We start from the raw sequence: 25,581 nt of genomic DNA, 5'->3' as shown, positions 1-25,581 counted from the left end.
GCGGTGTCGCGTAGTGCGGCGGGGCCGGGTGCCCTGGTGCGTTCACGTCGCGTCCCCGACGTTGCGGCCCGCGATCTCGGTGAGCTGCGCGACGGTCCGGTCCGCGACCTCGCGGTCGAGCGCGGTGATGGTGACCGCGCCCGCGGACGAGGCGGTGGTGACGGTGACCGTGGCGAGGCCGAGCATCCGGTCGATCGGTCCGCGCTCGGTGTCGACGGTCTGCACCCGGGAGATCGGGGCGATGCGGCGCTCCTGGGTGAACCAGCCGGTCTTCGTGTACACCGCGTCGGCGCTGATCTCCCAGCGGTGCACGCGGTACCGCCATTGCGGGACGACCAAGACGTGCGTCGCCGCAACCGCGAGGCTGACGACGAACACCGCGACATGCGGCCAGGTGGTCCAGCGCCCGTCGACGAATCCCCAGACGATCTGGGCGATGAAGACAGGGATCCACATCAGCGCGGCGTTGATCGCCCACAACTGCGGGGCGCGGGTGCTGGGTCGCCACTGGGGGTCGGCCATGGTGACGACGGGGGGAGGGGAGTGCTCACCTCTCCAGCCTGCCCGATCCGGTGCCGTCACAGTGCGATCATCCGCCGGTTTCGGTCGATGTCGCCCCTCTCCCGCGGGTCCGCGGGAGGGTTAGCCTGGGAGAGGCGAGGGAAGGAACGACCATGGACCGATTCGATCCCGCCTCCGGACCCGAGGTCCCCGAGGCCGACCGCGCCGAGCAGGAGACCCCCGTCGTCGAGCAGGACGACGCGGAAACCACGGCGGAAGCGTCGCCCGGCTCGCTCGAGGTCAACGACGCCGACGCGGCCGAACAGGCGCGTGTCGTGCCTGACGACGACGAGTATCCGCACGGGTGACCGGGCGCGTTTGCGGCGGCGGGGAGGCCTCCCCTGGCAGGTCCAACGGGTGATGGCGCATGATCGAACGCGTGAGCACTGACGACGCCCCCTCGACCACGCCCGCGATGCTGCCCGATCCCGCGATGCCGTCGGGATCCGCGCAGGTGGGTGCACCGGCCCCGCCCGCAGGTCTGGCGGCCCCGTCGGCGTCCGCGATGCGAAGGGCGCTTCGCCGCGCCCGCGACGGCGCCACCCTCAACGTCGACGAGGCGACGGTGCTGCTGCACGCCCGCGGCGCCGACCTCGAGGATCTGTGCACCTCGGCGGCACGGGTCCGCGATGCCGGCCTCGAGGCGGCGGGGCGGCCGAAGACGGTCAGCTACTCGCGCAAGGTCTTCATCCCGCTGACCCGGCTGTGCCGCGACAAGTGCCATTACTGCACGTTCGTCACCGTCCCCGGCAAGCTGCGGGCCGAGGGGCGGGGGATGTACCTGGACCCGGACGAGGTGCTCGACATTGCCCGCCGTGGCGCCGAACTCGGCTGCAAGGAGGCGCTGTTCACCCTCGGTGACCGGCCCGAGGAACGGTGGCCGGAGGCGCAGGAGTGGCTCGAGTCCCGGGGCTACGACTCCACCCTGGATTACGTGCGCGCGATGTCGATCCGGGTGCTCGAGGAGACCGGACTGCTGCCGCACTTGAACCCGGGCGTGATGAGCTGGGAGGAGATCTCACGGCTCAAGCCGGTCGCGCCGTCGATGGGCATGATGCTCGAGACCACGTCCACCCGGCTCTTCACCGAGAAGGGTGAATGCCACTACGGCAGCCCCGACAAGGATCCGGCCGTGCGGTTGCGCACCCTCACCGACGCGGGCAGGCTCTCGGTCCCGTTCACCACCGGCATCCTGGTCGGGATCGGCGAGACGATGACCGAACGGGCCGAGTCCATTCTCGCGATCCGCAAGTCCCACAAGGCGTTCGGTCACATCCAGGAAGTCATCATCCAGAACTTCCTTGCCAAGGACGACACCGCGATGCGCGACGCGCCGGACGCGGGAATCGAGGAGTTCCGGGCCGCCATCGCCGTCGCCCGGCTGCTGCTCGGGCCCGGCATGCGGATCCAGTCACCGCCGAACCTGGTGTCCGCGGACGAGTGCCTCGCCCTGATCGCCGCGGGCGTCGACGACTGGGGCGGCGTCTCGCCGCTCACCCCGGACCACGTCAACCCCGAGCGGCCGTGGCCGAACCTCGACACGCTGGCCGCGATCACAGCCGAGGCGGGCTACACCCTCACCGAGCGGACGGCCGCGCAGCCGCCGTACGTGCTCGCCGGCTCGCCGTGGATCGACCCCCGCATCTCCGCGCACGTCCAGGCCCTCGCCGACCCGGTGACCGGGCTGGCCAGGCCGGACACCCGGCCGACCGGCCTGCCCTGGCAGGAGCCGGACGAGGCGTGGGTGTCGGCCGGGCGCATCGACCTGAACACCGCGATCGACACCGAGGGCCGCAACACCGAGACCCGCAGCGACCTCGGCAGCGCGTTCGGTGACTGGGACTCGGTCCGCGAGCAGGTCCTCGAGCTGTCCAGCCAGGGCGCGCCGGTGCGGCTCGACTCCGAGGTACTGGCGGCGCTCCGCAGCGCCGAGCGCGACCCCGGCGCCTGCACCGACGACGAGTACCGGGCCCTGGCCACCGCCGACGGCGAGGGCCTCGAGGCGATGGTCGCGTTGGCCGACGCCTTGCGTCGCGACGCCGTCGGCGACGACGTCACCTACGTGGTGAACCGGAACATCAACTTCACCAACATCTGCTACACCGGCTGCCGGTTCTGCGCCTTCGCGCAGCGCAAGGGCGACGCCGACGCGTTCACCCTGTCCACCGCCGAGGTGGCCGACCGGGCGTGGGAGGCGCACGTCGCCGGGGCCACCGAGGTGTGCATGCAGGGCGGCATCGACCCCGAGCTGCCCGTCACCGGCTACGCGGACCTCGTTCGCGCCGTCAAGGCGCGGGTGCCGTCGATGCACGTGCACGCCTTCAGCCCGATGGAGATCGTCAACGGCGCCTCCCGCGGCGGCCAGAGCGTGCGGGACTGGCTCACCGACCTGCGCGCGGCGGGCCTGGACTCGATCCCCGGCACCGCGGCCGAGATCCTCGACGACGAGGTGCGCTGGGTGCTCACCAAGGGCAAGCTGCCGACGAGCACCTGGATCGACGTGGTCACCACCGCGCACGAGGTGGGCCTGCGATCCAGCTCGACGATGATGTACGGGCACGTCGATCAGCCGCACCACTGGGTGGGGCACCTCAACGTGCTCCGCGGAATCCAGGACCGCACCGGCGGATTCACCGAGTTCGTGCTGCTGCCGTTCGTGCACCAGAGTTCGCCGCTGTACCTGGCAGGGGCGTCTCGGCCGGGGCCGACGCAGCGCGACAACCGGGCCGCGCACGCGCTGGCGCGGATCATGCTGCACGGGCGGATCCACAACATCCAGACCAGCTGGGTCAAGCTCGGCGTCGCGGGGACGCAGGCGATGCTCCAGGGCGGCGCCAACGACCTGGGCGGCACCTTGATGGAGGAGACCATCTCGCGGATGGCCGGTTCGCAGCACGGATCGGAGATGACGGTGGCGGAGCTCCGGGCGATCGCCGAGGGGATCGGACGCCCGGCCCGGCAGCGCACGACGGGTTATGCCGAAAGGGTGGGAGTGGCATGAGCGAGAAGGATCGGATCGGTGACGGCAGGGTCGTCGCGGTGCTCGACCGCGCGGCCTGGGGGATCAACCCGGTGCTCGACCTGATGAGCACCGACCCGCTGCGGATCAAGGCTCGGACCTTCACACCGACGGCCGAGCAGCGCTCGATCGCGGAGAAGGTGCTCGACGCCGCGGCCTGGCTGCTCGATGTAGCCGAGGTGCCCGGCACCGCGGCGTGGGAGCGGGCGAGCGACGAGCGCCGCGCCCGGTGGTGGGTGACCCGGCTCGGCGCGCTGAACACCATCGCGGTGGCGTTCCCCGGCGTGTTCGGGCCGCTCGTCCGGCGGCTGCCGATCCAGGACCTGCTGGCGTTCGCGAATCAGACGCTGGTGCTGGTCGCGGTGGCCAGGGAGCTCGGCGTCACCGATCGCAGCGCCCAGGTGGATCTGCTCGCCTCGGTGCTCTGCCGCAGGCAGACCGACGCCAGGACGCTGCTCGCGCACCCGGATGCGACGCCCCCCGAGGCCGGTTCGTCCTGGCGGCCGTTCGCCCTGCTCGGCGCGATGTGGACCACCTCCCGGATGCTGCGGGCGATCCCCGACGAGCTCGGGAAGCGGCCGAGGCCGGGCCAGCCCTATCGGACCCTCGGGAAGCTGCCCCTGGTCGGCGCGGTGGCTGACTACTTCGGTGAGCGGGGCGCCCTCGCCAGGGCGGCCGCGCAGGGCCAGCGCTGGATCGACGGCCACACGGTGCGGACGGCTGCGGGCCGATCGGGCGTGCAGGGCCTGTCGAGCGTCTGACTTTCGACCCGGTGCCGCGGGCCGCTCCCCAGTAGTCTGTGAGTGCTCCCCGGTTTCGCGCCGAATCCGGCGGTCAGGGCACCCTAAGCGGGTGTCCCCGGCCCGGGGAGGAGATACTGGTAACTCCTGGGCGGACATGGGGGTTCGCCCGGCGTGATGGTTTTTGACGAAAGGCAGGGAGAGCAGCAGTGCCCTACACGATTGCTGAACCGTGCGTGGATGTTCTCGACAAGGCGTGCATCGAGGAATGCCCTGTCGACTGTATCTACGAGGGTGGCCGCATGCTCTACATCCACCCCGATGAGTGCGTGGACTGCGGCGCGTGCGAGCCCGTCTGCCCCGTCGAGGCGATCTTCTACGAAGACGACGTGCCGGATCAGTGGAATGCCTACGTGAGCGCGAACGTCGACTTCTTCGTCGACCTCGGATCGCCCGGTGGCGCAGCCAAGCTCGGCAAGGTCGACTACGACCCGCCGTTCATCAAGGCGCTGCCGCCGATGGGCGAGCACTGAGTTGCTCGGTACCGCCGTGACCGCTCGCACCCGGGTCCCCGTGTCCGCGGGGCTGCCCGACTTCCCCTGGGACTCGTTGGCAGGCGCCAAGGCCAAGGCCGAGTCCCATCCCGACGGGATCGTCAACCTCTCGGTCGGCACCCCGGTCGACCCGGTGGACCCGCTGATCCGCGAGGCGCTGGCCTCCGTGTCGGAGGTGCCGGGGTACCCGACCACGCACGGCACTCCGGAGCTGCGCGCGGCCGCGGTCGGTGCGCTGGCCCGGCGGTACGGGGTCACCGGGCTCGATCCGGCGGCCGTGCTGCCGGCGATCGGCACCAAGGAAGCGATCGCATGGCTGCCTCGGCTGCTGGGGTTGGGCGCCGATGACCTGGTCGTGATCCCCGAGGTCGCCTACCCCACCTACGAGGTGGGCGCGCTGCTCGCAGGCGCCAGGGTGTTGCGCGCCGACGGCACCATGCGGCTCGGCCCCGAGAGTCCGGCACTGATCTTCATCAACTCGCCGTCGAACCCGACCGGCAAGGTGCTCGGCATCGACCACCTGCGCAAGGTCGTCGACTTCGCCCGGCAGCGCGGCGCGATCGTCGTCTCCGACGAGTGCTACCTGGGCCTGACCTGGGAGGCCGAGGCGTACTCGATCCTCGACCCCCGCGTCTGCGACGGCGACCACACCGGTCTGCTGGCGGTGCACTCGCTGTCGAAGACCTCGAACCTGGCCAGCTACCGGGCCGGCTTCATCACCGGTGACGCCGCCCTGGTCGCGGAGCTGCTGGAGGTGCGCAAGCACGCCGGGATGATCATGCCGTTCCCCGTGCAGGCCGCGATGACCGCGGCGCTGAACGACGACGCGCACGAGAACGAGCAGCGTGAGCGGTACCGCGCGCGCCGCGAGGTGCTGCTGCCCGCCGTGCGCGCCGCCGGGTTCGCCGTCGACAACTCGGAGGCGGGCCTGTACCTGTGGGCCACCCGCGAGGAGGCCTGCCGGGACACGGTGGACTGGTTCGCGGACCGGGGCATCCTGGTCGCGCCCGGCGACTTCTACGGGCCCGGCAGCAGGCGGCACGTGCGGATCGCGCTCACCGCGACCGATGAGCGGATCGCCGCCGCCGCGACGCGACTCACTGCCTGACCCTCGTTACCTGGCCGCGGACCCGCCACGGCGCTAGCCTGGGGCGGAGTTCCTCGTTGCCGGGGTACCGCCCCTGCAGCGTCCCCCGCGGGCAGGAGGCAGCATGGACGCCGTCACTCGGGTTCCCTCGCCCAGCAACGAACCGGTGTACTCGTACGCACCGGGTAGCCGCGAGCGGCTGTTGCTCACCGCCAAGCTCACCGTGCTGGCCTCGGAGCCGCTCGAGCTGCCGCACGTGATCGGTGGCGTGCACCGGCAGGGCGCCGGTGAGCGGGTGGACGTCGTTCAACCGCATCGGCATTCGGCGGTGCTCGGGACGCTCACCAACGCCACCCACGAGGATGCGGACGACGCGATCGAGGCCGCGGTCGCCGCCGCGCCCGGCTGGCGGGCCCTGTCCTTCGACGACCGGGCCGCCGTGCTGCTGCGGGCCGCGGACCTGCTCTCCGGTCCCTGGCGGGAGACGCTGGCAGCCGCCACCATGCTCGGTCAGTCCAAGTCGGTCCAGCAGGCCGAGATCGACGCGCCGTGCGAGCTGATCGACTTCTGGCGGTTCAACGTGCACTTCGCCCGGCAGATCCTGGCCGACCAGCCGGTCTCCGGTCCTGGGGTGTGGAACCGGCTCGAGTACCGGCCGCTCGAGGGCTTTGTCTACGCGATCACGCCGTTCAATTTCTCCGCCATCGCGGGCAACCTGCCGACCGCGCCCGCGCTGATGGGCAACACCGTCGTCTGGAAACCGTCGACCACGCAGACCGTCGCCGCCTACTGGACGATGAAGCTGCTCGAGGAGGCGGGGCTGCCGCCGGGCGTCATCAACCTCGTCACCGGCTCGGGCGCCGCGGTTTCCGATGTGGCGCTGAGCGATCCGCGCCTGGCAGGCATCCACTTCACCGGCTCGACCAGGACCTTCCAGCACCTCTGGCGGGAGGTGGGGGCCAATATCGGTTCGTACCGGGGGTACCCGCGGTTGGTCGGCGAGACCGGCGGCAAGGACTTCGTGGTCGCGCATTCCTCGGCGAATCCGGAGGTGCTGAGCACGGCGCTGGTGCGCGGAGCCTTCGAGTACCAGGGCCAGAAGTGTTCGGCCGCGTCCCGCGCCTACGTCCCGAAGTCGGTGTGGCACAGGATGGGAGAGTCCTTCCTGGCCGAGGTCGATCAGGTCAGCTACGGCGACGTGACGGACCTGTCGAACTTCGGCGGGGCCCTCATCGACCGCGCGGCTTACGACAAGAACGTCGCCGCGATCGAGCGGGCGCGCGACGCAGCCGGGGTGCGGATCGCGGTCGGTGGCAAGTACGACGACAGCGAGGGGTACTTCGTCCGGCCGACGGTGCTGCTCGCCGAGGATCCGCGCGACGAGTCCTTCGCCACCGAGTACTTCGGACCGATCCTGTCGGTGCACGTCTACGACGACGACAAGCCAGGTGCCTTCGAGGACATGCTCGCGGTGGTGGACTCGGGCGCCCCCTATGCGCTCACCGGATCGATCATCGCGGACGACCGGGTCGCGGTCGACAAGGCAGCCGCGGCACTGCGATTCGCGGCAGGCAACTTCTACGTCAACGACAAACCGACCGGTGCGGTGGTCGGACAGCAACCCTTCGGTGGGGCCCGTGCGTCCGGCACCAACGACAAGGCGGGCTCGCCGATCAACCTGCTGCGCTGGACGTCCGCCCGGACGATCAAGGAGACCTTCGTCCCGCCGACGGACCACCGCTACCCGCACATGGAGCCGGAAGAGTAGCCGTGGTGGCTCAGGTGTTCGAGAACCCGCTGCGGCCCGCCATCCTGGCGGCCGCGCGATCGACGACGCTCAAGGCGGCGATCACCAAGGCGCCCGTCACCCGATCCATCGTCAAACGGTTCATCGCGGGGGAGACCAGGGCGGAAGCACTGACGGCCGCGCGCGCGATCCTCGACACCGGCCGGCTGATCAGCATCGACCACCTCGGCGAGGACACCACCGACGAGGCCCAGGCGGGGGCCGCCGTCGCCGAGTACCTGGCCCTGCTCTCCGACCTGGCGGAGCTGCAGGAGGCGAAGGAGCCCGGCGGGGTGCGCCCACTCGAGGTGTCGGTGAAGCTGTCCGCGCTGGGGCAGGCGCTGCCGGTCGACGGCCGCGCGATCGCGCTGGCGAACGCGCGGACGCTCTGCGCAGCGGCGGAGCGGAGCGGGGTCTGGATCACCGTCGACGCCGAGGACCACACCACCACCGACTCGACCCTGTCCATCGTCCGCGAACTGCGGGCCGACTATCCGTGGCTGGGTGCGGTGCTGCAGTCGTACCTGCGCCGCGCCGAGGCAGACTGCCGCGACCTGGCGGGACCGGACTCGCGGATCCGGCTGTGCAAGGGCGCGTACCGGGAACCGGAATCGGTCGCCTTCCAGGCCAAGGCCGACGTGGACGCCTCCTACCTGCGCTGCCTGCGGGTGCTGATGGAGGGCAGCGGCTACCCGATGGTGGCCTCCCACGACCCGGCGATCATCGCGGACGCGGGCTCGATGGCGGCGGCGTCCGGGCGGGACGCGGCGGACTTCGAACACCAGATGCTCTACGGGATCAGGGACGGCGAACAGCTCCGCCTGGCCGGGCTCGGCGCCCAGATGCGGGTCTACCTGCCGTACGGCGGCCAGTGGTACGGCTACTTCATGCGCAGGCTCGCGGAGCGGCCCGCCAACCTCGGCTTCTTCGTCCGTTCGGTCTTCACGAGGGACTGAGAAGGGGCAACCGCCCGGTGGGTGGGAACAGCTATGGAGAACGGGTTCTCGGCCAAGGAGATTGAAGGGAGCTGTGACCGGTATCACTGCGGTCACCCCGGGGGCCGCTGAACGAGAGGACGCTTCATGACCAACGTGGAAACCGAGATAACCGATGAGGTTCGCGTCATCGACCAGGGCGCCCCGCCCGCTCGCTTCGCACGTGGCTGGCACTGCCTTGGGCTTGCGGAGGAGTTCCGGGACGGGAAGCCGCACTCCATCGAGGCCTTCGGGACCAAGCTCGTCGTGTTCGCCGACAGCAACGGCGAGATCAAGATCCTCGACGCCTACTGCAGGCACATGGGCGGCGACCTGAGCCAGGGCACCGTCAAGGGCGACTCGATCGCCTGCCCGTTCCACGACTGGCGCTGGGGCGGCAACGGCAAGTGCACCGCGATCCCCTACGCCCGCCGCGTCCCGCCGCTGGCCCGCACTCGCGCCTGGAAGATCATGGAGCAGGACGAGCTGCTGTTCGTCTGGAACGACCCCGAGGGCAACCCGCCGCCCGCGGACGTGACGATCCCGCAGATGTGCCCCGAGGGCACGGAGTGGACCGACTGGGTGTGGAAGTCGATCGTCATCGACACCAACTGCCGCGAGATCATCGACAACGTCGTCGACATGGCGCACTTCTTCTACGTGCACTACTCGTTCCCGACGTATTTCAAGAACATCTTCGAGGGACACGTCGCGATCCAGGAGTACGAGGGCGTCGGCCGCGAGGACATCACCGAGTGGGACGACCCGGACGTCCCGCAGCTGGTCTCGACCACCTCGACCGCGGCGTACCACGGCCCGTCGTTCATGATCGACGACCTGACGTACCACTACGAGCACTTCAAGGCCGAGTCGATCCTCATCAACTGCCACTACCCGGTCGGCCCGGACCAGTTCGTGCTGATGTACGGCATCAAGGTCAAGAAGACCGCGGAGGTCCCGGCGGAGATCGCCGACCAGATGGTGCAGGCGATGATCGGCTACATCGGCATCGGCTTCGAGCAGGACATCGAGATCTGGAAGAACAAGACCAGGATCGACAACCCGCTGCTCACCAACGAGGACGGCCCCGTCTACCAGCTGCGCCGCTGGTACGAGCAGTTCTACGTGGACGTCGCCGACGTCAAGCCGGAGATGGTGGACCGCTTCGAGTTCGAGCTCGACACCACAAGGCCGGTGGAGGCGTGGAAGCAGGAAGTCGCCGACAACATCGCCCGCAAGGCCGACGCGGAGGCCTCGGCCTGATGGAGCCGGTCGATTGCCAACGCTGCGGCAACCGGGTGCTCGTCGAGAAGAGCAGCTGGGAGCACACCACTGTCCAGTGGAGCACCGACCACCCCGAGGTCATCTGCGAGGAGTACCAGAAGGATCCGTCGCTGACCCAGCGCGGTGCGCGGGTCGGTCGCTGTTCGGCGTTGCGCGAATCGATCCGCAAGGCCGTCCTGGACGGACGCATTCCCGTCCCGGAGTGAGTTACCGCCCTCGCCGGGCGCGGCACGAGCACGCCGCGCCCGGCGAGTTCCATAGGAGCCCTTATCGGATTCTTGGGTTGCCGGGTTTGTCTGATATTTCTTCTGTATGAGTGCACCCCAGCAAGTCCAAGACGTCGCGGCACCCCGGAAACGGAAGAGCCGAGTCTTGAGTGTCCTCGGTGTCGTCGTCGGGGCCGTCGTCGGCTATGTGGTCATCACTCCAATCATCCGCGGCGAGAACACGCCGCAGCCGACCGCCGAGGACCTGGCCGCCCCGCGGGCGGCGGACGCACGCGATCGCGCCTCCGCGGCGCAGGCCGCCCTCGATGCGGAATCGCGCTGTGAGGAGGCCGTGGCGGAACGATTGAATTCGCCTGCGACCCCGGACTTCCCGGAGGCACACGAGACGACTCTCGCGGGGCTCGGTCACGAGGTCCGTGGCGTGGTCGATTCGCTAGACAGCTCCGGGGGAGTGTCCGCAGCACCTTCGAATGCAGCGTGTTTCCGGTCGGCTCCGGGCAGTTTTCCGTCACGGTGACCGAGCTGTCCGAGCAGTGAGCTGGTAGCCCCACGGCCTAGCGATCAGGTTCGGGCGCCGACCGGCCGCGCGTCGCCGCCCCGCCGGTAGGACAGCGCGTACAGCGTGAACCCGATGACGGGCAGGATGATGTCGAACCACAGCGGCGCGCCGATGTTGCCCGACTTGGTGTTGTCCTCGGCGATCCAGAAGTACACGTGTCCCGCCGCATCCCCGAGGTACTGGATCGTGGTGACGGTCAGCAACGCCAGCCAGAAGTAGCCGCGGAACCAGAAGCACAGGACGCCGGTGACGCCGATCGCGAGGTCACCCATCGCGTTCTCGAACTGGAATCCGCCGTCGCCCCTGGTGTACCCGATCATCTCGGCGATGGCCGGGCCGTCGAACACGTGGAAGGCGGCGCCGACCACCGAGCTCAGCCCGATCGCCAGCACCAGCCACCACACGAGGTAGGTGTCGATCACCGCCGCGGGCCTGGTGTCCGTCCGGTGTCGGCGGGCCTGTATCGCGGCGACGATCAACGCCAGCGCAACGGCGATCACAGTGGTCACTGGACCTCCTCGGATTGAACGTCACGGGCGTCGATTCCATGGTTGCGGCTCGGACGTCGTCGTGTTGCCCTTTTGGTGAACGCTCCGTGTGAGACGCTGGGCTGGTGCTGCTTCGATCGCTAGACGCCCTCGCCGTCGCCAGAGGCGACGATGTCGCCGACGCCGTCCGGATCGGCGACACCACGCTCTCGCGCAGCGACCTCCTCGGCGCTGCAGGAGCGCTCGCCAAGCGCATCGGCGGCGCCGAGCGGGTCGCCGTCCTCGCCACGCCGACCGCGTCGACGGTGATCGCGGTGGTCGGTTGCCTGCTCGCGGGAGTCACGGTCGTGCCGGTGCCGCCGGACTCCGGTCAGACCGAGTTGAGCCACATTCTGTCCGATTCGGGGGCGCAGGCCTGGCTCGGGAAGGCTCCTGACGGCAGCGGGTTGCCGGTCGTGCCGGTGCGGTTGCACACCCGTGACTGGCACTCTCACCCCGAACCGCCCCCGTCCTCGATCGCCTTCGTGCTCTACACCTCCGGCACCACGGGCCCGCCGAAGGGCGTGCTGCTGAGCAGGGGCGCCATCGCCGCCGGCCTCGACGCGCTCGCGGATGCCTGGAAGTGGACCGCGAACGACACACTGGTGCACGGACTTCCGCTGTTCCACGTGCACGGCCTGATCCTGGGGCTGCTCGGCCCGCTGCGGGTCGGCAGCAGGCTGGTCCACACCGTGCGGCCAACGCCCGAGGCGTATGCGCAGGCCAACGGCTCGCTCTACTTCGGTGTGCCGACGGTGTGGTCGCGGATCGTCGAGGACGAGGCGTCGGCCAAGGCGCTGAGCGGCGCCCGGCTGCTGGTCTCCGGCAGCGCCCCGCTCCCGGTGCCGGTGTTCGAGCGGCTCGCGGACCTGACCGGGCTGGTGCCGATCGAGCGATATGGCATGAGCGAGACCATGATCACGGTCAGCACCCGGGTCGGCGGCGAGCACCGCCCGGGTTGGGTGGGGCTGCCGGTCGCGGGCGCGGAGACCCGGCTGATCGACGAGGACGGGACCCCGGTCCAGCACGACGGCGAGAGTATCGGCGAACTGCAGGTGCGCGGTCCGATGCTGTTCGACGGGTATCTGAACCGCCCGGAGGCGACCGCGGCCTCGTGGACCGAGGACGGCTGGTTCAAGACCGGGGACGTCGCGGTGATCGACGAGCACGGATTCCATCGGATCGTGGGCCGCGAATCGACCGACCTGATCAAGTCCGGTGGGTACCGGATCGGGGCAGGCGAGGTGGAGGCCTCGCTGCTGGGCCACCCGGCGGTCCGCGAGGTCGCGGTGGTCGGGGTGCCGGACGACGACCTCGGTCAGCGGCTGGTCGCCTACGTTGTCGGCGATGTGCCCTCGCCCGAGGACCTGATCGAGCACGTGGTCGCGGAGCTGTCCGCGCACAAGCGGCCCCGCGAGATCCGGGTGGTGGACTCGTTGCCGCGCAACGCACTCGGCAAGGTGCAGAAGAAGCAGCTCGGCTGATCCCGCGGTGCCCTAGGTCAACGCGCCCGCACCGCCGAGCGTGACGAACTCGCGACCCTGAGCCCGCAGCGCGGGCAGGGCCGCGGCCAGACCCTCGGCGGTTGCGCCCAGCGGGCGGTTGAGGTGCGCGATCACGATCGAGCCGGGTGCCGCTGAGGTCAGCGCGTCCTGGACCTTCGCGGCGGGCATGCTCGCGCCGGAGTCGCCGTTCACCGTGAAACCGACGACCTCCTCGCCGAGATCCCGGACGACGGCGGCCGCGACCTCGTCGCAGTGGGCGGTGCCGGGCCGGAACCAGCGCGGCGGGACGCCGGTGATCGATTGCAGGCGTTGGTGGTTGACCATCACCTCGTCGATCACCTCGGTGACCGACGCGGTGCCCGCGATCCCGTACGCGGAGCGCCCGGACACCGAGAGCGGTAGGTGCATGGTGCCGTGGTTCGCGAGCTCGAGGAGCGGGTTCGCGGCGAGCCGGTCGGTGAGCTCCCGGTTCGCGTCGATCCACCTGGCGTTCAGGAACAGTGTGGCGGCCAGGTGCTCGCGTTCGAGGAGGGCGATCAGGTCGGGGTCGACCGCGCTGCCGCGCGGTCCGCCGCAGCCGTCGAAGGTCAGGGCCATACGCGGGCCGGGTGCCGCGAGGCGGGTCCGGGTCCCTGTCACGGCCGGGCCCCATTCATGGGGAACGGCGCCCGCGTGGCGCGCGATCAGGGTGGCAGGGTCAGGTGGCGGCGGGGGCAGCAGTGGGGGCTGCGGCACCGCGCCGCCCTGGATCTCGGCGGACCTGGGAGGGGAGGTCGTCCCGGCGTTCGAGACCGAGGAGACGCCGAGATCCGCGCAGCCCGTCGCTGCGGATGCGGCCCCGCCGAGCAGGCCGAATAGGAGGGCCCGACGGGTCGGTGTCGCACGCACTCGGTCACCGTAGGGCATCGCAGTCGATCCCGCGCGCCGGCGCGAACCGCCCGATTGGCGGCTCTTTTCCGGGCCGACGCGACTAACCTCGATAACCATGACCAAGCCAGCCGAGAACACCCGTATCGTGCTCGCGTCACGCCCCGTCGGCGAACCCCAGCCGTCCGATTTCCGGATCGAGACAGTCCCGGTCCCGGTTCCCGGCGATGGGCAGTTGCTGCTCAAGACCCTCTACCTCTCCCTCGATCCGTACATGCGGGGCCGGATGAGTGCGGCGAAGTCGTACGCCGATCCGGTCGAGCTCGGCGACGTGATGGTCGGCGGCACCGTGTGCGAGGTGATCGATTCGAAGGACCCGGCCTTCCACCCGGGCGATGTGGTGCTGTCCTTCTCGGGCTGGCAGACGCACTCGGCGATCGACGCGGATCACGTGCGCAAGCTCGACCCGCATGCCGCGCCGGTGCAGAGCTGGTTGGGCGTGCTGGGGATGCCCGGCTTCACCGGCTACGCCGGGCTGCTGCGCATCGGCGATCCCAAGCCGGGGGAGACGGTGGTCGTCGCCGCCGCGACGGGGCCGGTCGGATCGGCCGTCGGGCAGATCGCAAAGATCAAGGGTGCCAGGGCGGTCGGCATCGCGGGCGGGCCCGAGAAGGTCGCCTACCTGCGCGAGATCGGTTTCGACGCCGCGATCGACCACCGCGCACCGGATTTCGCCGAGCAACTCGCGGCGGCCTGTCCCGACGGCATCGACGTGTACTTCGAGAATGTCGGCGGAGCGGTGTGGGCCGCGGTGTTCCCGCTGCTGAACGACTTCGCCCGGGTTCCGGTGTGCGGGCTGGTGTCGCACTACAACGAGACCGCGGCCCCCACCGGCCCCGACCGGCTGCCTGGCTTCATGAACGATGTGCTGAAGAAGAGCCTGACGATCCGCGGCTTCATCCAGAGCGAGTTCGTCAAGAGCGATTTCAAGGCGTTCGTCGCCGACATGTCCGGCTGGATGCACAACGGCCGCATCGCGTACCGCGAGGACATCGTCGAGGGGTTGGAGAATGCGCCCGCCGCGTTCAACGGGATGCTGGCCGGGCGCAACTTCGGCAAGCTGATCATCAAGGTCGCGGAGATGGGCGGGTGACAGAGTTGGGTGAACGGCCGCAGGAGAAGGTCGGTCCGCTCGAACTGATCGCGTTCCTGTGCGAGCTGGCGATGCTCGTTCTGCTCGCCCTGGCCGGGATCGCGATGATGGATTCAATTCTCGGTCGGGTGCTGGTGGCGATCGCGTTGCCGACCGCGGCGGCGGGGATCTGGGCTGTCTGGATGGCGCCGACGTCCCGCCGGAGGCTCCCCAATCCCTCCCGGCTGTACGCGCAGGTCGCGCTGTTCGCGGTGGTCGGGCTGATCGTCGGGTCGGCCCTCGGCTGGCTCGTCGGCGCGGCCTTCTTCGTGGTGTCCGCGGTCGTGTTCGCGGAGCGGTGGAGGCGGGAGTTGCGCGCCACTTAGCGACCCACCCTTGTGGTTCCGTGGCGTGGCCTCCTCGAAGTTGTCGGGCATCAGCCGGATCATCAACTGGCCCAGTCCTCTTGGTTCATGTGCATGGCCATCGAGGAGGCGTTCGGGCTCGACTTCGGCACGCTGATCATCAAGGGTGGCGTGACCACGCAACCCCGCCAAGGGTGAACATTCCGACCTCCTCAGGGTGCCCCTCCAACACCCCAGGGCGGCTACTGAAAAACGTTGGTGCAGATGACGATTGATGGGCAAACCAATCCCAAACCATTGGAGTCCCAGATGTCCAGCTCGAAGATCCGCACCGCAATCGCAGTCGCCGCCGCCAGCTTCGCCGTTGCCGCGGCCGCCGCCGGTCCTGCCTACGCGGTCACGGCCGCAAGCGCCGTCAAGCCCGCCGATCCCGTACCGGGTCCCACGGCTCCGGCTCCGACGCCCTGCCCGCCGAAGAGTGTCGCTGCCGCGTCCTACGTCGCCGCGCCGGCCGGTGGCGGCACCGGACCCACCATTCCCAAGCCCTGCCCGGGCCGACCCGGTGGTGGCACCGGCGGCGGTGGCGGCACCGGTGGGGGAACGGGTGGTGGCACCGGCGGAGGCGGTGGCCCCAAGTAGAGCCGGACATCAGCTGCCCGCCGTCACCTCGACGGCGGGCAGCTACTCGTGCGGATCCACCCTGGATGTCATGTCCGGCTCGAGGGCGACCGATCGCTACTTGACCTGAACCGCGGTTGAGGTCATAGCGTCGCGGGTGCATCGCACCGACGACGGGAGCCCCCATGACCGCGACAGCGTCCGCCCTCACGCCCGCTCAGATCGAGTACCTCGGCAGCCAGCGGCTCGGCCGTCTCGCGACGGTCGATCGCCGCGGCGCCCCGCAGAACAACCCGGTGGGATATCGGTACAACGCCGAACTCGGCACCATCGACATCGGCGGCCACAACCTCGGTGCCAGCAGGAAGTTCCGCAATCTCGCGGGCAATGACCGGGTGGCCTTCGTCGTCGACGACCTCGCGTCGATCCAGCCGTGGATGGTGCGATGCATCGAGATCCGCGGCAGGGCAGAGGCGTTGACGGGCGTGGAGCCGTGGGGGAGGGGGATGTCGCCGGAGCTGATCCGCATCCACCCCGACCGGGTGATCGCGTTCGGGCTGGACTCCGGCGTGGGCGCCTGAACTATTTGCTGTCCCGGAAAACCGGCTCCCGCTTCTCGCGCCGGGCCAGGGTGGCCTCCTCGAAGTTGTCGGTCATCAGCCGGATCATCAACTGACCCAGGCCTTCCTGGTTCATGTGCTGCGCCATCGAGGAGGCGTCCAGGCTGGACCACAGGGTGCGCTTGGTGAGCTCGACGCCGGGCCGGGAGAAGGCCGCGATCCGCGTCGCCAGGTCGAAGCACTCGTCGAGCAGGGTTTGGCCGTCGACGATGCGGGAGACGAGCCCGATCCGCTCCGCCTCCGCGGCATCGACATCTCGACCGGACAGCATGATCTCGAACGCGCGGGACGATCCGATCGCACGCGGCAGCAGGTAGCTCAGCCCGAGCTCGCTGGCGGTCAGTCCGTTGTTGATGCCTGCCGCCCGGAAGTATGCCTCCGGGGCGGCCATCCGGATGTCGGCGGCCAGCGACAGGCAGAAGCCGCCGCCGATCGCGGCACCGTTGACCGCGGCGATCACCGGCTGGTGCATCCGGCGGATTGCCAGCACCACGTCGTCGAGGATCTCCATCGCGCGCAACGCGATCGACGGACGGGTGAGGCCGTCGATGTGCGGGGGACTGCCCGCGGAGGCCTGGTCGGCGCCCGAGCAGAAGCCGTGGCCCGCGCCGGTGAGGACGACCGCGCGCACCGAGTTGTCGTTGCTGATCGCCTCGAGGGATTCCTTCAGCGGAACCATCACGTCGAACGCCATGGCGTTCATCCGCTCGGGGCGGTTGAGGGTCACCAGGGCCACGTTCTCGCGGGGCCGCTCGACGAGGACAAAACTCATGGCCGTTCTCCTGCTCGACGACGGACGTAGGTCGCGCCGACACTACGTCCTGCCGGGCCGCAGCGGAGCGGTTTCTGGCACCAGGTGCAGGATGCGCGTCGGGGAGGTGTCCACCCCGACCCGACTCGTCCGGAAACGCGTGGTCCGATTCCCGCCAGCACCGAGTCCCGGGATTCCGCAGTCTGAATCAGGTGCTCACCGCACCGCTTTCAGCAGATCCCCCGAAAGGACTCATCATGTCTTCGCGCCTGGACTCCAAGGTCTTCATCGTCACCGGCGGCACCTCCGGCATCGGCCTCGCGGTCGCCCGTCGGCTCACGGCGGAGGGCGCCGCGGTCGTGCTCGGCGCTCGCCGCCGGGAGGTCGGCGAGGACGCAGCCGCGGGCATCCGAGCCTCGGGAGGCACCGCGATCTTCGTGCCTGCGGACGTGTCGGTGGAGGCGGACGCCGCGGCACTGGTCGCCGCTGCGGTCGCCGAGTTCGGGCGGCTGGACGGGGCCTTCAACAACGCCGGCGGCGTCAACGCGTCCGGCCCGGTGTCCGGGATCGACGGGGCCGACTGGGACGCGGAGCTCGCGCAGAACGTCACCAGCGTCTTCCACTGCCTCAAGCACCAGATTCCCGCCGTGCTCGAGACCCGCGGGGCCATCGTCAACAACGCGTCCAACCTGGGAGCCGTCGGGCTGCCAGGGGTCGCGCCCTATGTCGCAGCCAAGCACGCCGTCGTGGGACTGACCCGGGCCGTCGCGCTGGAGGTCGCCGAGCGGGGGGTGCGGGTCAACGCCATCACCACCGGCGGGGTCGACACGCCGCTCTCCCGCGAATCGATGGCCCCCACCGACGAGGCGATGGCGCAGATCGCGGCCCTGCATCCGGTGAACCGCGTCGCCCAGCCGGAGGAGATCGCGCCGTTCGTCGCCTTCCTGCTGAGCGAAGAGGCGTCGTTCGTCACCGGCGCCGCGCTCGCGATCGACGGGGGCTTCACTGCGCGCTGAGCGGAACCGGGCGCGTGCGGACGCCTAGGCGTCCGCACGCCGCCTGCGCGCGTTGAGCACCGACAGACCGGCGATCACCGCGAACAGCACGGCCGTGGAGATCAGCTGTTTGCGGGCGTCGGCGTCGGTCAGCATCAGCAGGATCAGGCCGCCGAGCGCGGCCAGGGTGAACCAGCTCAGGTAGGGGAAGCCCCACATCCGGAGGCTGAGCTTGCCCTCGGCCTCCAGCCGCGGTCGAAGCCGCAACTGCGAGACCACGATGAAGATCCAGATCACCAGCAGCGCGGCGCCGACGGCGTTGAGCAGGATCGACAGCAGCGAGTCCGGCAGCAGCCAGTTCAGCAGCACGCTGACGAAGCCGAAGAACACCGAGAGCAGCACCGCGTTGGTCGGCACCCCGGTCTTGGACAGGCCACTCAGCAACGCCGGACCGTCGCCGCGACGGGCGAGCGAATAGGCCATCCGGGAGGTGCCGTAGACGTTGGCGTTGAACGCTGACAGCAGCGCCACCACGACCACCAGTTCCATGAACCCGGCCACGTAGGAGATGTGTGCCTGGTTCAGGACGGCCACGAAGGGACCGCTCTGCAGCTGCGGCGAGTTCCAGGGCAGCACCAGCACCATGATCGCGATCGAGCCGATGTAGAACACACTGATGCGCCACACCACGCTGCGCACCGCCGTGGCGATCGAGTGCTCCGGGTCCTTCGACTCGGCGGCGGCGATCGTCACGATCTCGATGCCGCCGAACGCGAACGCGACCACGAGCAGGCCCGCGGCGATGCCCGCGAAGCCGTTCGGCATGAAGCCGCCCTGGCCGAACAGGTTCGTGAACCCGACCGGGTCGGTGTCCGGCAGCAGCCCGAAGACCAGCAGCACGCCGATCACCAGGAAGGCGATGATGACCGCGACCTTGATGGCGGCGAACCAGAACTCGAACTCGCCGAAGTTGCTCACCTTGGCCAGGTTCACCACCGCGAAGAAGGTGACGAAGACCAGCGCGACCACCCACTGCGGCACGCCGGGCAGCCATCCGTGCACGATCGCCGAGGCACCGGTGATCTCGGCGCCGAGCACCATGATCAGCATGAACCAGTACAGCCAGCCCATCGTGAAGCCGGCCCACTCGCCGATGCCGATGCGCGCGTAGTGGCTGAAGGAGCCGCTGGCCGGGATCGCGGCGCCCATCTCGCCGAGCATCCGCATCACGAAGACCACGATGATGCCGGCGATGATGTACGAGATCAGCACGGCCGGGCCTGCCTTCGCGATCCCGACACCTGTGCCGAGGAACAACCCGGCGCCGATCGCGGAACCGAGGCCCATCATCGTCAGATGGCGGACCTTGAGCCCGTGCCCGAGGTGCGAGGTGTCGCCCTCCTCGGCGAGGGCTGTTGCGGTGTCCTTTGCCGGGTCGCTCGTCGACATCGTCAGTCGTTCTTGTGCAACGCGGCGTTGAGCTCGACGCCGGTGCCCTTCCACGGCGCCACCTCGACGGCGCCGGACACCGAATTGCGGCGGAACAGGATGTTCGACTGGCCGTTGAGCTCCTTGGCCTTGATCACCGTGCCGTCCGGGCCGGAGACCTTGGTGCCGGAGGTGATGTACAGGCCCGCCTCGACCACGCAGTCGTCGCCGAGGGAGATGCCGAGACCGGAGTTCGCGCCCAGCAGGCAGCGCTTGCCCACCGAGATGACCTCCTTGCCGCCGCCGGAGAGGGTGCCCATGATCGAGGCGCCGCCGCCGACATCGGAACCGTCGTCGACGACGACGCCCGCGGAGATGCGGCCCTCGACCATCGAGTTGCCGAGGGTGCCTGCGTTGAAGTTCACGAAGCCCTCGTGCATGACCGTGGTGCCGCTGGCCAGGTGCGCGCCGAGGCGGACCCGGTCCGCGTCGGCGATCCGGACGCCGGAGGGGACCACGTAGTCGACGAGGCGCGGGAACTTGTCGATGCCGTACACGGTGACCTGGCCGCGGGCGCGCAGCTTGGCGCGGACCACCTCGAAGCCGTCGACCGCGCAGGGGCCGAAGTTGGTCCACACCACGTTGGCGAGCAGGCCGAAGACGCCGTCGAGGTTGGCGCCGTGCGGCTGGACGAGGCGGTGCGAGATCAGGTGCAGGCGCAGGTAGGCATCGTGCGCGTCGACCGGCGCGGCGGCCAGATCGGCGATCGAGGTGCGCACCGCGACCTGCTTGACGCCGCGGGCCTCGTCCTCGCCGACCAGCGCGGCCAGCTCGGCCGGGATGTCGGCGCCCTCGAGCACGACTGTGCCCGTCTCGGCCACATCGCCCAGCGTGGGCTCCGGGTACCAGGTGTCGAGGACGACCCCGCCCGTGGTCACGTTTGCGATACCGACTGCCGATGCTCCCTGAGTGCTCACGGGCAGTCAGGGTACCGGCTGGAGTAATTGAACCGTCACCCGCGCGCATCCCGTGCAAGGCTGAGCGCAGACCGTCGTACCGGCCGAATGGATGTGGGGACGCATGCGTGGAATCGGATTCGCCAGCTCGGTCAGGATCGCCGCGGTCGGGGCAGCGGTGGTCGCGGCTCTCTCGCTGCTGTCGACGCCGCAGGTGGGCGCCGCGCCCCTCTGCCCCGGCGCGGGGCAGGCGCCCGTGCTGGTCGGACGGGTGCCGGGCGCGGCCATCGAGGGAGCGGCCGTCGACGGTGCGGGCAGGCTCTACCTCACGGACCTGCGCAGCAACCGGGTGCTCCGGATCGATCGGCCCGGCGGCCCGGCGGTCCCGTTCGCGACCCTGCCCGGCCCGATCGGCGGCGGCCTTGCCTTCGCGCCGGACGGCGCCCTGCTGGTCGGCTACGGCGACGCTCGCGTGTTCGTGGGCGATATCGCGCGGCAGGCGGGGATCGTCAGGATCGACGTCGGGACCGGCGCGGTGCACCCGTTCGCGTCGGGGCTCTCCGCGGCGAATGGCCTGGCCGTGACCCACGACGGCACCGTGTACGCCACCAACGACCTCGCGTCGCTGGTCGGGCGGGTGCTGCCGAACGGTGTCGTGCAGCCCGACTGGGCCGTGCTGCCCAGCGCCAACGGTGCCGCGCTCAGCGGCGACGACCGCTATCTCTACGTCTCGCGGACCTTCGCCAACCCGGGCGTGAGCCGGATCCCGCTGGCGAACCCTGCGGCGCCCGAGTCGCTGGTGGACTTCGGCGGCGCCGACACGTTCGTCGCGCCGGACGGGCTGGCGCTGGACGCGGCGGGCCGTCCGATCGTGCCCACCGACATCAGCGGCGAGATCCTGCGGGTGGACGGGCCGAACCGGTACTGCGCCCTCGCCGGTGGCCTGCCGGGTTCCAGCGTGCTGACCTTCGGCAGCGGTGGCTCCGGGTTCTCCGCAGGCCGGCTGTTCCGGGCCGGCTTCGACGGCGACATCTACGAGATCTAGGCGCTCCGCGCCCGTGCGCGGTTGACGAGTCCCTGGACTCGGTAACCACGCACAGGCGGCGGAGTCGCCTTGGGCTTTTCCTCAATACAAACCGACCGGATGGTTTATCGTGCGCCTGTCATGTCCACGAGACCCAGCAGGAGCTCTACATGAAACGTTCGACCCGGTATTTCGCCGGCCTGCTCACCGCGTGTGCGCTGACTGTGGGCCTCGCCGGCGGTACCGCCCAGGCCACTCAGCCGCCTGGCGCGGGGACCGGAGTTCAGATTCCTGGCCCCGCTGTCCCGCCCGCCAAGACGGTTTCGGCGGGCATGCGGATCACATTCGACGACTACACGCGCGAAGGGGGTTCCTGCTCCCTCGGTGCAGTCGGCACCGACTCGCAGAACCGGAAGATCGGTATCACTGCGGGGCACTGCAATCCCTGGGAGAGCCACAGGCGCTATATCGGTCCGGGGCGACAGGTCCAAGTTCTGGACAACACGCACCGGGTCTGGGATTGGCGCGACGTGGGCGCCGGGCCCATCGGCTGGATCCGCTATGTGTCGAACGACGATCGGGACGGATTCGGTGCCCTGGTTGGCACGCTCGACTACATGGTGATCGAGTTCGCCGACAACATCACTCTTTCCAGCCAGGTGATGACGACCCCGAAGTACGGCCCCGATGCGAGCGGAACTGCCTTCCCTCCCAATGAGCCGTATGACCCCGGTCCGATCGAGGTTGCCTCCGTGCCCTGGTTCAAGATGAACGCGATCTATGGCGACGCGGCAGGCAATCCGACGGACCCGTCGGTGAACCAAACGCTGTGCAACGCCGGTACGACAACGACCCAGTACTTCGCCCAGAGTGGCGATGCGAAGCAGGTCCAGTGCGGCCCGATCCTGGGCAACAGCAACGGAATACTCACCACCCAGGCAGGCTCGAAGCAGGGTGATTCCGGCGGTCCCGCCTTCATTCAGGGGAGAGCGCCAAATGGGCCGGGATCGCCTCGTGGATCACGGACATCATTCCGTACGTGCCATGGGTGGGCCAGCACTACAAGTACACCTCCGCCAGGCGGATCCTCGACGATCTGAACTCGAGGCCGCAGAACGTCGGTGCCGGATTCCAGATCACCAACAACTAGGCGAAGGCGCTTCGCGCCCGTGAGCGGTTGACGAGTCCCTGGACTCGCTTACCGCGCACAGGCGGCGGAGCCGCCTAATCTGATCTGGTGACTCCGACGCCCCGCCTGGACCTGCACGCCGACCCGATCGAGTTGACCGCCGCGCTGGTCGACATCCCGAGCGTCTCCCACGACGAGGCGCTGATCGCGGATGCGGTGGAGGCGGCGCTGCGCGAGCAGACCATCGGCTTCGAGGTGATCCGCAACGGCAACGCGGTGCTCGCGCGCACCGACCTGGGACTGCCGAGCCGGGTGATGCTGGCCGGCCACCTGGACACGGTGCCGATCGCCGACAACGTGCCGAGCACCCGCACCTTCGACCCCGTGCAGGGGGAGCTGCTGCACGGCTGCGGCACCGTCGACATGAAGTCCGGCGACGCGGTGTTCCTGCACCTGGCCGCGACGATCGAGGAACTCGCGCACGATCTGACGCTGGTGTTCTACGACTGCGAGGAGATCGCGGCCGTGCACAACGGGCTGGGCCGGATCGAGCGCGAGCTGCCGCAGTGGCTGCGGGCCGACGTCGCGGTGCTCGGCGAACCGTCGGGCGGGTTCATCGAGGCAGGCTGCCAGGGCACCCTTCGGGTGCGGCTGACGACCTCCGGCACGCGCGCGCACTCGGCGCGATCCTGGCTGGGGGACAACGCGATCCACAAGTTCGGGCCGCTGCTGGCCCGGCTCGCCGAATACCAGGCGCGCTCGGTGGACATCGACGGCTGCGTCTACCGCGAGGGCCTGTCCGCGGTGCGCATCGCCGGGGGAGTGGCCGGGAACGTGGTGCCCGACGCGGCCGAACTGGACGTGAACTTCCGGTTCGCGCCCGACCGCAGCGTGGACCAGGCGATCGAGCATGTCCGGGAGGTGGTGGACGGACTCGGACTCGGCTTCGAGGTGACGGACAGTTCGGCGGGGGCGCTTCCCGGTCTGGGTGCCCCTGCCGCCGCCGCGCTGATCGGAGCGGCGGGCGGACAGTTCCGAGCGAAGTACGGCTGGACCGATGTCGCCCGGTTCTCGGCGCTGGGCATCCCGGCCGTCAACTACGGCCCCGGAGACCCGAACCTGGCGCACAAGCGGGACGAGCACGTCCCGACCACGCAGATCACCGAGGTCACGCGGGTACTGCGCGGCTACCTCAGCGCCTGACGTCTCACGCGGACGCGTCCGTTCCGTCGATCGCCGGCAGCCAGCGGTCGGCGAGCGACCGAACCCAGTCGGCCGCCGCGCTCGGCTCGTCCGGCGGAGCCTGGACGAGCACCAGCTCATCGACGCCCGACCCGGCGAGTGCGGTGACGTCGCCGAGATCGACGTCGCGCAGCGCCACGGCCATCCGCAGCTCGCCGGGGTCGCGGCCGATCGTGCGGCACAGTCCACGGAGGGTGTCGATCCGTTCCGCGACCTCCATGGCGTCGGAGAGATTGAAGCCGTACCACCCGTCGCCCCAGGTCGCGGCCCGCCGCAGCGCCGAGTCGCTGTTGCCGCCGACGACAATGGGGATGCGACGCTCACGGACCGGTTTGGGATTGACCCGCACGGCGTCGAAGCTGACGAACTCGCCATCGAAGGAGGCGACGTCGTCACGCCAGAGCGCCCGCATGGCCGCGACGTACTCGGCGGCGCGCGGGCCACGCCGAGCGAACGGGACACCGAGTGCGGCGAATTCCTCCTCGGACCAACCGATGCCGACGCCGAGCGTCAACCGGCCACCGCTCATCAGGTCCAATGTCGCCGCCTGCTTGGCCACCAGCACGGGGTTGTGCTCGGGGAGAAGGAGTATGCCCGTCGCGATGTGGATCCTGCGCGTCGCCGCGGCGGCGAAGCTGAGCCCGATCATCGGGTCGAGCCAGTCCGCGACGGCAGGCACGGCGATCCTGCCGTCGTCGGAATACGGGTAGCGGGAGGTCGGATGGTCCACCATCACGACATGCTCACCCGCCCAGAGCGTCGCGAATCCGGAGTCGTCGGCGGCGACTGCGACGGCGTCGATCACCTCCCGGCGAGCGCCGGTGCCGATTCCCAGCGCGTGGAGCCCCAGACGCATCGGTCAATCGTGGCACACGCGACGCGGCGCCGCCGGTGGAACGCGGCCGGCCTCACCCAGGCGGTCGATGGGTGAGGCCGGCCGAGGTGACTAGCCGATGCTGAACGGCTGTCCCCACAGCGTGGTGCTGCTGGTGATGTTGTCCGTGCTCACCGAAACGGTGGCGTAGGAGCGGGCCTGTGCGTAGCCGGCGCAGCCCTCGACACCGATGGTGGAGTCGGCGTAGGTGACGCTGCCGCTCGTGCCCTTGAACGAGTTTGCGCCGGAGTGGGATTCGTTGCCGAAGCCGTCCTCCTTCTCCAGGTCGAGGAGCCGGATGTTCTTCGCCTGGCCGGGGCCGATGCTGACGGTGCCCGCGCCCTTGGCGGTCTGCTTGACGCTCTCGCCCTCCCAACCAGACGACATCCCGGTGTCGGCGCCACCCTTGCCGCCGAGGGTCAGCTGGCAGGCCACCACGTAGCCCGCGGTGATGCTGCCGCCCTTGGCGTTCGGCCCGGTGACCTCGGCGCCGATCCGGCCGGACACCCACACGTTGCGGTGCAGCGGGGTCGCGCCCATCGACGGCGAGATGTTGGCGGTTTCACCGCTGCGGGTGATCGTGACGACGGTGCCGTCGGCGAGGGTCTTGCTGATGCTGCCGTCCGGCAGGGGACGAAGGTGTCGGCGTTCGCGGCGCCCGCGGACAGGAAGCCGACCACGACGGCGGTGGCGGCGCCGATGGCGGCGATCTGCAGCCCGCGACGCAGGCCGGTGTTGCTGGAGTTCATGATTTCCC

At 69.8% G+C, this 25,581-nt stretch carries 26 protein-coding genes and 1 pseudogene; 19 read left to right on the top strand and 8 right to left on the bottom strand.

The window, feature by feature from the left end; all coding sequences use genetic code 11:
* Positions 1 to 42: 42 nt before the first annotated feature.
* A complete protein-coding gene (locus tag BTZ20_RS19380; protein ID WP_077042477.1) occupies positions 43 to 522 on the bottom strand; it encodes a PH domain-containing protein in 480 nt (159 codons plus the stop codon).
* A 152-nt stretch (positions 523 to 674) separates the two neighbouring features.
* Here BTZ20_RS19380 and BTZ20_RS19375 point away from each other — a divergent pair, with 152 nt between their 5' ends.
* From BTZ20_RS19375 to BTZ20_RS19330, 10 genes are all read left to right on the top strand, one after another.
* Complete coding sequence (locus BTZ20_RS19375; protein ID WP_077042476.1) at positions 675 to 869, top strand: hypothetical protein; 195 nt, start codon at positions 675 to 677, stop codon at positions 867 to 869.
* A gap of 107 nt (positions 870 to 976) precedes the next feature.
* Positions 977 to 3,562 carry a bifunctional FO biosynthesis protein CofGH gene (locus BTZ20_RS19370; protein WP_077043836.1) on the top strand — a complete coding sequence of 862 codons (2,586 nt, stop codon included), beginning with the start codon at positions 977 to 979 and terminating at the stop codon, positions 3,560 to 3,562.
* Positions 3,559 to 4,341: a hypothetical protein gene (locus BTZ20_RS19365; RefSeq protein ID WP_077042475.1), complete on the top strand. Its 783-nt coding sequence runs from the start codon at positions 3,559 to 3,561 to the stop codon at positions 4,339 to 4,341. The genes BTZ20_RS19370 and BTZ20_RS19365 overlap by 4 nt, the downstream gene beginning before the upstream one ends.
* 188 nt (positions 4,342 to 4,529) lie before the next feature.
* Positions 4,530 to 4,853, top strand: a complete 324-nt coding sequence (fdxA, locus tag BTZ20_RS19360; RefSeq protein ID WP_027502985.1) for a ferredoxin — start codon at positions 4,530 to 4,532, stop codon at positions 4,851 to 4,853.
* Between the two features lie 40 nt (positions 4,854 to 4,893).
* Entirely contained in the window at positions 4,894 to 5,982 is a 1,089-nt protein-coding gene (dapC, locus tag BTZ20_RS19355) for a succinyldiaminopimelate transaminase (RefSeq protein WP_077043835.1), read from the top strand.
* Positions 5,983 to 6,085: 103 nt separating this feature from the next.
* Positions 6,086 to 7,729 carry an L-glutamate gamma-semialdehyde dehydrogenase gene (gene pruA / locus BTZ20_RS19350; protein ID WP_077042474.1) on the top strand — a complete coding sequence of 548 codons (1,644 nt, stop codon included), beginning with the start codon at positions 6,086 to 6,088 and terminating at the stop codon, positions 7,727 to 7,729.
* Positions 7,730 to 7,731: 2 nt separating this feature from the next.
* Positions 7,732 to 8,703, top strand: a complete 972-nt coding sequence (locus tag BTZ20_RS19345; protein WP_077042473.1) for a proline dehydrogenase family protein — start codon at positions 7,732 to 7,734, stop codon at positions 8,701 to 8,703.
* 126 nt (positions 8,704 to 8,829) lie between these two features.
* Positions 8,830 to 9,984: a Rieske 2Fe-2S domain-containing protein gene (locus BTZ20_RS19340; protein ID WP_077042472.1), complete on the top strand. Its 1,155-nt coding sequence runs from the start codon at positions 8,830 to 8,832 to the stop codon at positions 9,982 to 9,984.
* Positions 9,984 to 10,211, top strand: a complete 228-nt coding sequence (locus BTZ20_RS19335; protein ID WP_077042471.1) for a hypothetical protein — start codon at positions 9,984 to 9,986, stop codon at positions 10,209 to 10,211. The genes BTZ20_RS19340 and BTZ20_RS19335 overlap by 1 nt, the downstream gene beginning before the upstream one ends.
* 166 nt (positions 10,212 to 10,377) lie before the next feature.
* Positions 10,378 to 10,749 carry a hypothetical protein gene (locus tag BTZ20_RS19330; protein WP_077042470.1) on the top strand — a complete coding sequence of 124 codons (372 nt, stop codon included), beginning with the start codon at positions 10,378 to 10,380 and terminating at the stop codon, positions 10,747 to 10,749.
* Positions 10,750 to 10,793: 44 nt separating this feature from the next.
* On the opposite strand, the gene BTZ20_RS19325 is transcribed toward BTZ20_RS19330, so the two are convergent.
* A complete protein-coding gene (locus BTZ20_RS19325) occupies positions 10,794 to 11,300 on the bottom strand; it encodes a DUF6790 family protein (RefSeq protein WP_077042469.1) in 507 nt (168 codons plus the stop codon).
* Positions 11,301 to 11,404: 104 nt separating this feature from the next.
* Between BTZ20_RS19325 and BTZ20_RS19320 the strand changes: the two genes are divergently transcribed.
* Positions 11,405 to 12,802 (top strand): acyl-CoA synthetase, encoded by a 1,398-nt coding sequence (locus tag BTZ20_RS19320; RefSeq protein ID WP_077042468.1) that lies wholly within the window; start codon positions 11,405 to 11,407, stop codon positions 12,800 to 12,802.
* Positions 12,803 to 12,814: 12 nt separating this feature from the next.
* Here the strand turns inward: BTZ20_RS19320 and BTZ20_RS19315 are convergent, their stop codons facing one another.
* Positions 12,815 to 13,711: a polysaccharide deacetylase family protein gene (locus BTZ20_RS19315; RefSeq protein WP_223263416.1), complete on the bottom strand. Its 897-nt coding sequence runs from the start codon at positions 13,709 to 13,711 to the stop codon at positions 12,815 to 12,817.
* 97 nt (positions 13,712 to 13,808) lie between these two features.
* On the opposite strand from BTZ20_RS19315, the gene BTZ20_RS19310 reads away from it, so the two are divergent.
* The 4 genes from BTZ20_RS19310 to BTZ20_RS19295 all read left to right on the top strand — a co-directional run bounded on the left by BTZ20_RS19310 (position 13,809) and on the right by BTZ20_RS19295 (position 16,386).
* Complete coding sequence (locus tag BTZ20_RS19310) at positions 13,809 to 14,843, top strand: NADP-dependent oxidoreductase (protein ID WP_077042466.1); 1,035 nt, start codon at positions 13,809 to 13,811, stop codon at positions 14,841 to 14,843.
* A complete protein-coding gene (locus tag BTZ20_RS19305; protein WP_145982355.1) occupies positions 14,840 to 15,208 on the top strand; it encodes a YrdB family protein in 369 nt (122 codons plus the stop codon). The genes BTZ20_RS19310 and BTZ20_RS19305 overlap by 4 nt, the downstream gene beginning before the upstream one ends.
* 288 nt (positions 15,209 to 15,496) lie before the next feature.
* Positions 15,497 to 15,826, top strand: coding sequence for a hypothetical protein (locus BTZ20_RS19300; RefSeq protein ID WP_077042465.1), 330 nt, complete (start codon positions 15,497 to 15,499; stop codon positions 15,824 to 15,826).
* Between the two features lie 164 nt (positions 15,827 to 15,990).
* A complete protein-coding gene (locus tag BTZ20_RS19295) occupies positions 15,991 to 16,386 on the top strand; it encodes a PPOX class F420-dependent oxidoreductase (RefSeq protein WP_077042464.1) in 396 nt (131 codons plus the stop codon).
* A 1-nt stretch (position 16,387) separates the two neighbouring features.
* On the opposite strand, the gene BTZ20_RS19290 is transcribed toward BTZ20_RS19295, so the two are convergent.
* Positions 16,388 to 17,197: an enoyl-CoA hydratase gene (locus tag BTZ20_RS19290; protein ID WP_077042463.1), complete on the bottom strand. Its 810-nt coding sequence runs from the start codon at positions 17,195 to 17,197 to the stop codon at positions 16,388 to 16,390.
* Between the two features lie 236 nt (positions 17,198 to 17,433).
* Between BTZ20_RS19290 and BTZ20_RS19285 the strand changes: the two genes are divergently transcribed.
* Positions 17,434 to 18,192 (top strand): SDR family NAD(P)-dependent oxidoreductase, encoded by a 759-nt coding sequence (locus BTZ20_RS19285; protein ID WP_077042462.1) that lies wholly within the window; start codon positions 17,434 to 17,436, stop codon positions 18,190 to 18,192.
* A 24-nt stretch (positions 18,193 to 18,216) separates the two neighbouring features.
* Here BTZ20_RS19285 and BTZ20_RS19280 read toward each other — a convergent pair whose 3' ends face one another.
* Positions 18,217 to 19,521, bottom strand: coding sequence for an amino acid permease (locus tag BTZ20_RS19280; RefSeq protein WP_223263830.1), 1,305 nt, complete (start codon positions 19,519 to 19,521; stop codon positions 18,217 to 18,219).
* A 101-nt stretch (positions 19,522 to 19,622) separates the two neighbouring features.
* A complete protein-coding gene (dapD, locus tag BTZ20_RS19275; protein WP_077042460.1) occupies positions 19,623 to 20,576 on the bottom strand; it encodes a 2,3,4,5-tetrahydropyridine-2,6-dicarboxylate N-succinyltransferase in 954 nt (317 codons plus the stop codon).
* A gap of 103 nt (positions 20,577 to 20,679) precedes the next feature.
* Between dapD and BTZ20_RS19270 the strand changes: the two genes are divergently transcribed.
* From BTZ20_RS19270 to dapE, 3 genes are all read left to right on the top strand, one after another.
* Positions 20,680 to 21,600 (top strand): SMP-30/gluconolactonase/LRE family protein, encoded by a 921-nt coding sequence (locus BTZ20_RS19270; protein ID WP_077042459.1) that lies wholly within the window; start codon positions 20,680 to 20,682, stop codon positions 21,598 to 21,600.
* A 149-nt stretch (positions 21,601 to 21,749) separates the two neighbouring features.
* Positions 21,750 to 22,679 carry a hypothetical protein gene (locus BTZ20_RS19265; protein WP_189636509.1) on the top strand — a complete coding sequence of 310 codons (930 nt, stop codon included), beginning with the start codon at positions 21,750 to 21,752 and terminating at the stop codon, positions 22,677 to 22,679.
* Between the two features lie 137 nt (positions 22,680 to 22,816).
* Positions 22,817 to 23,911: a succinyl-diaminopimelate desuccinylase gene (gene dapE, locus BTZ20_RS19260; protein WP_077042457.1), complete on the top strand. Its 1,095-nt coding sequence runs from the start codon at positions 22,817 to 22,819 to the stop codon at positions 23,909 to 23,911.
* 4 nt (positions 23,912 to 23,915) lie between these two features.
* On the opposite strand, the gene BTZ20_RS19255 is transcribed toward dapE, so the two are convergent.
* Together BTZ20_RS19255 and BTZ20_RS19250 are read right to left on the bottom strand one after the other, a co-directional pair.
* Positions 23,916 to 24,806 carry an LLM class F420-dependent oxidoreductase gene (locus BTZ20_RS19255; RefSeq protein ID WP_077042456.1) on the bottom strand — a complete coding sequence of 297 codons (891 nt, stop codon included), beginning with the start codon at positions 24,804 to 24,806 and terminating at the stop codon, positions 23,916 to 23,918.
* Between the two features lie 90 nt (positions 24,807 to 24,896).
* Positions 24,897 to 25,573 (bottom strand): annotated as a pseudogene (locus BTZ20_RS19250) (MspA family porin).
* Between the last annotated feature and the right edge of the window lie 8 nt (positions 25,574 to 25,581).

The organism is Rhodococcus sp. MTM3W5.2 (genome assembly GCF_001984015.1).
Classification (GTDB): Bacteria; Actinomycetota; Actinomycetes; order Mycobacteriales; family Mycobacteriaceae; genus Rhodococcus_G; species Rhodococcus_G oryzae.
This window is presented reverse-complemented; position numbering and strand designations above follow the sequence as displayed.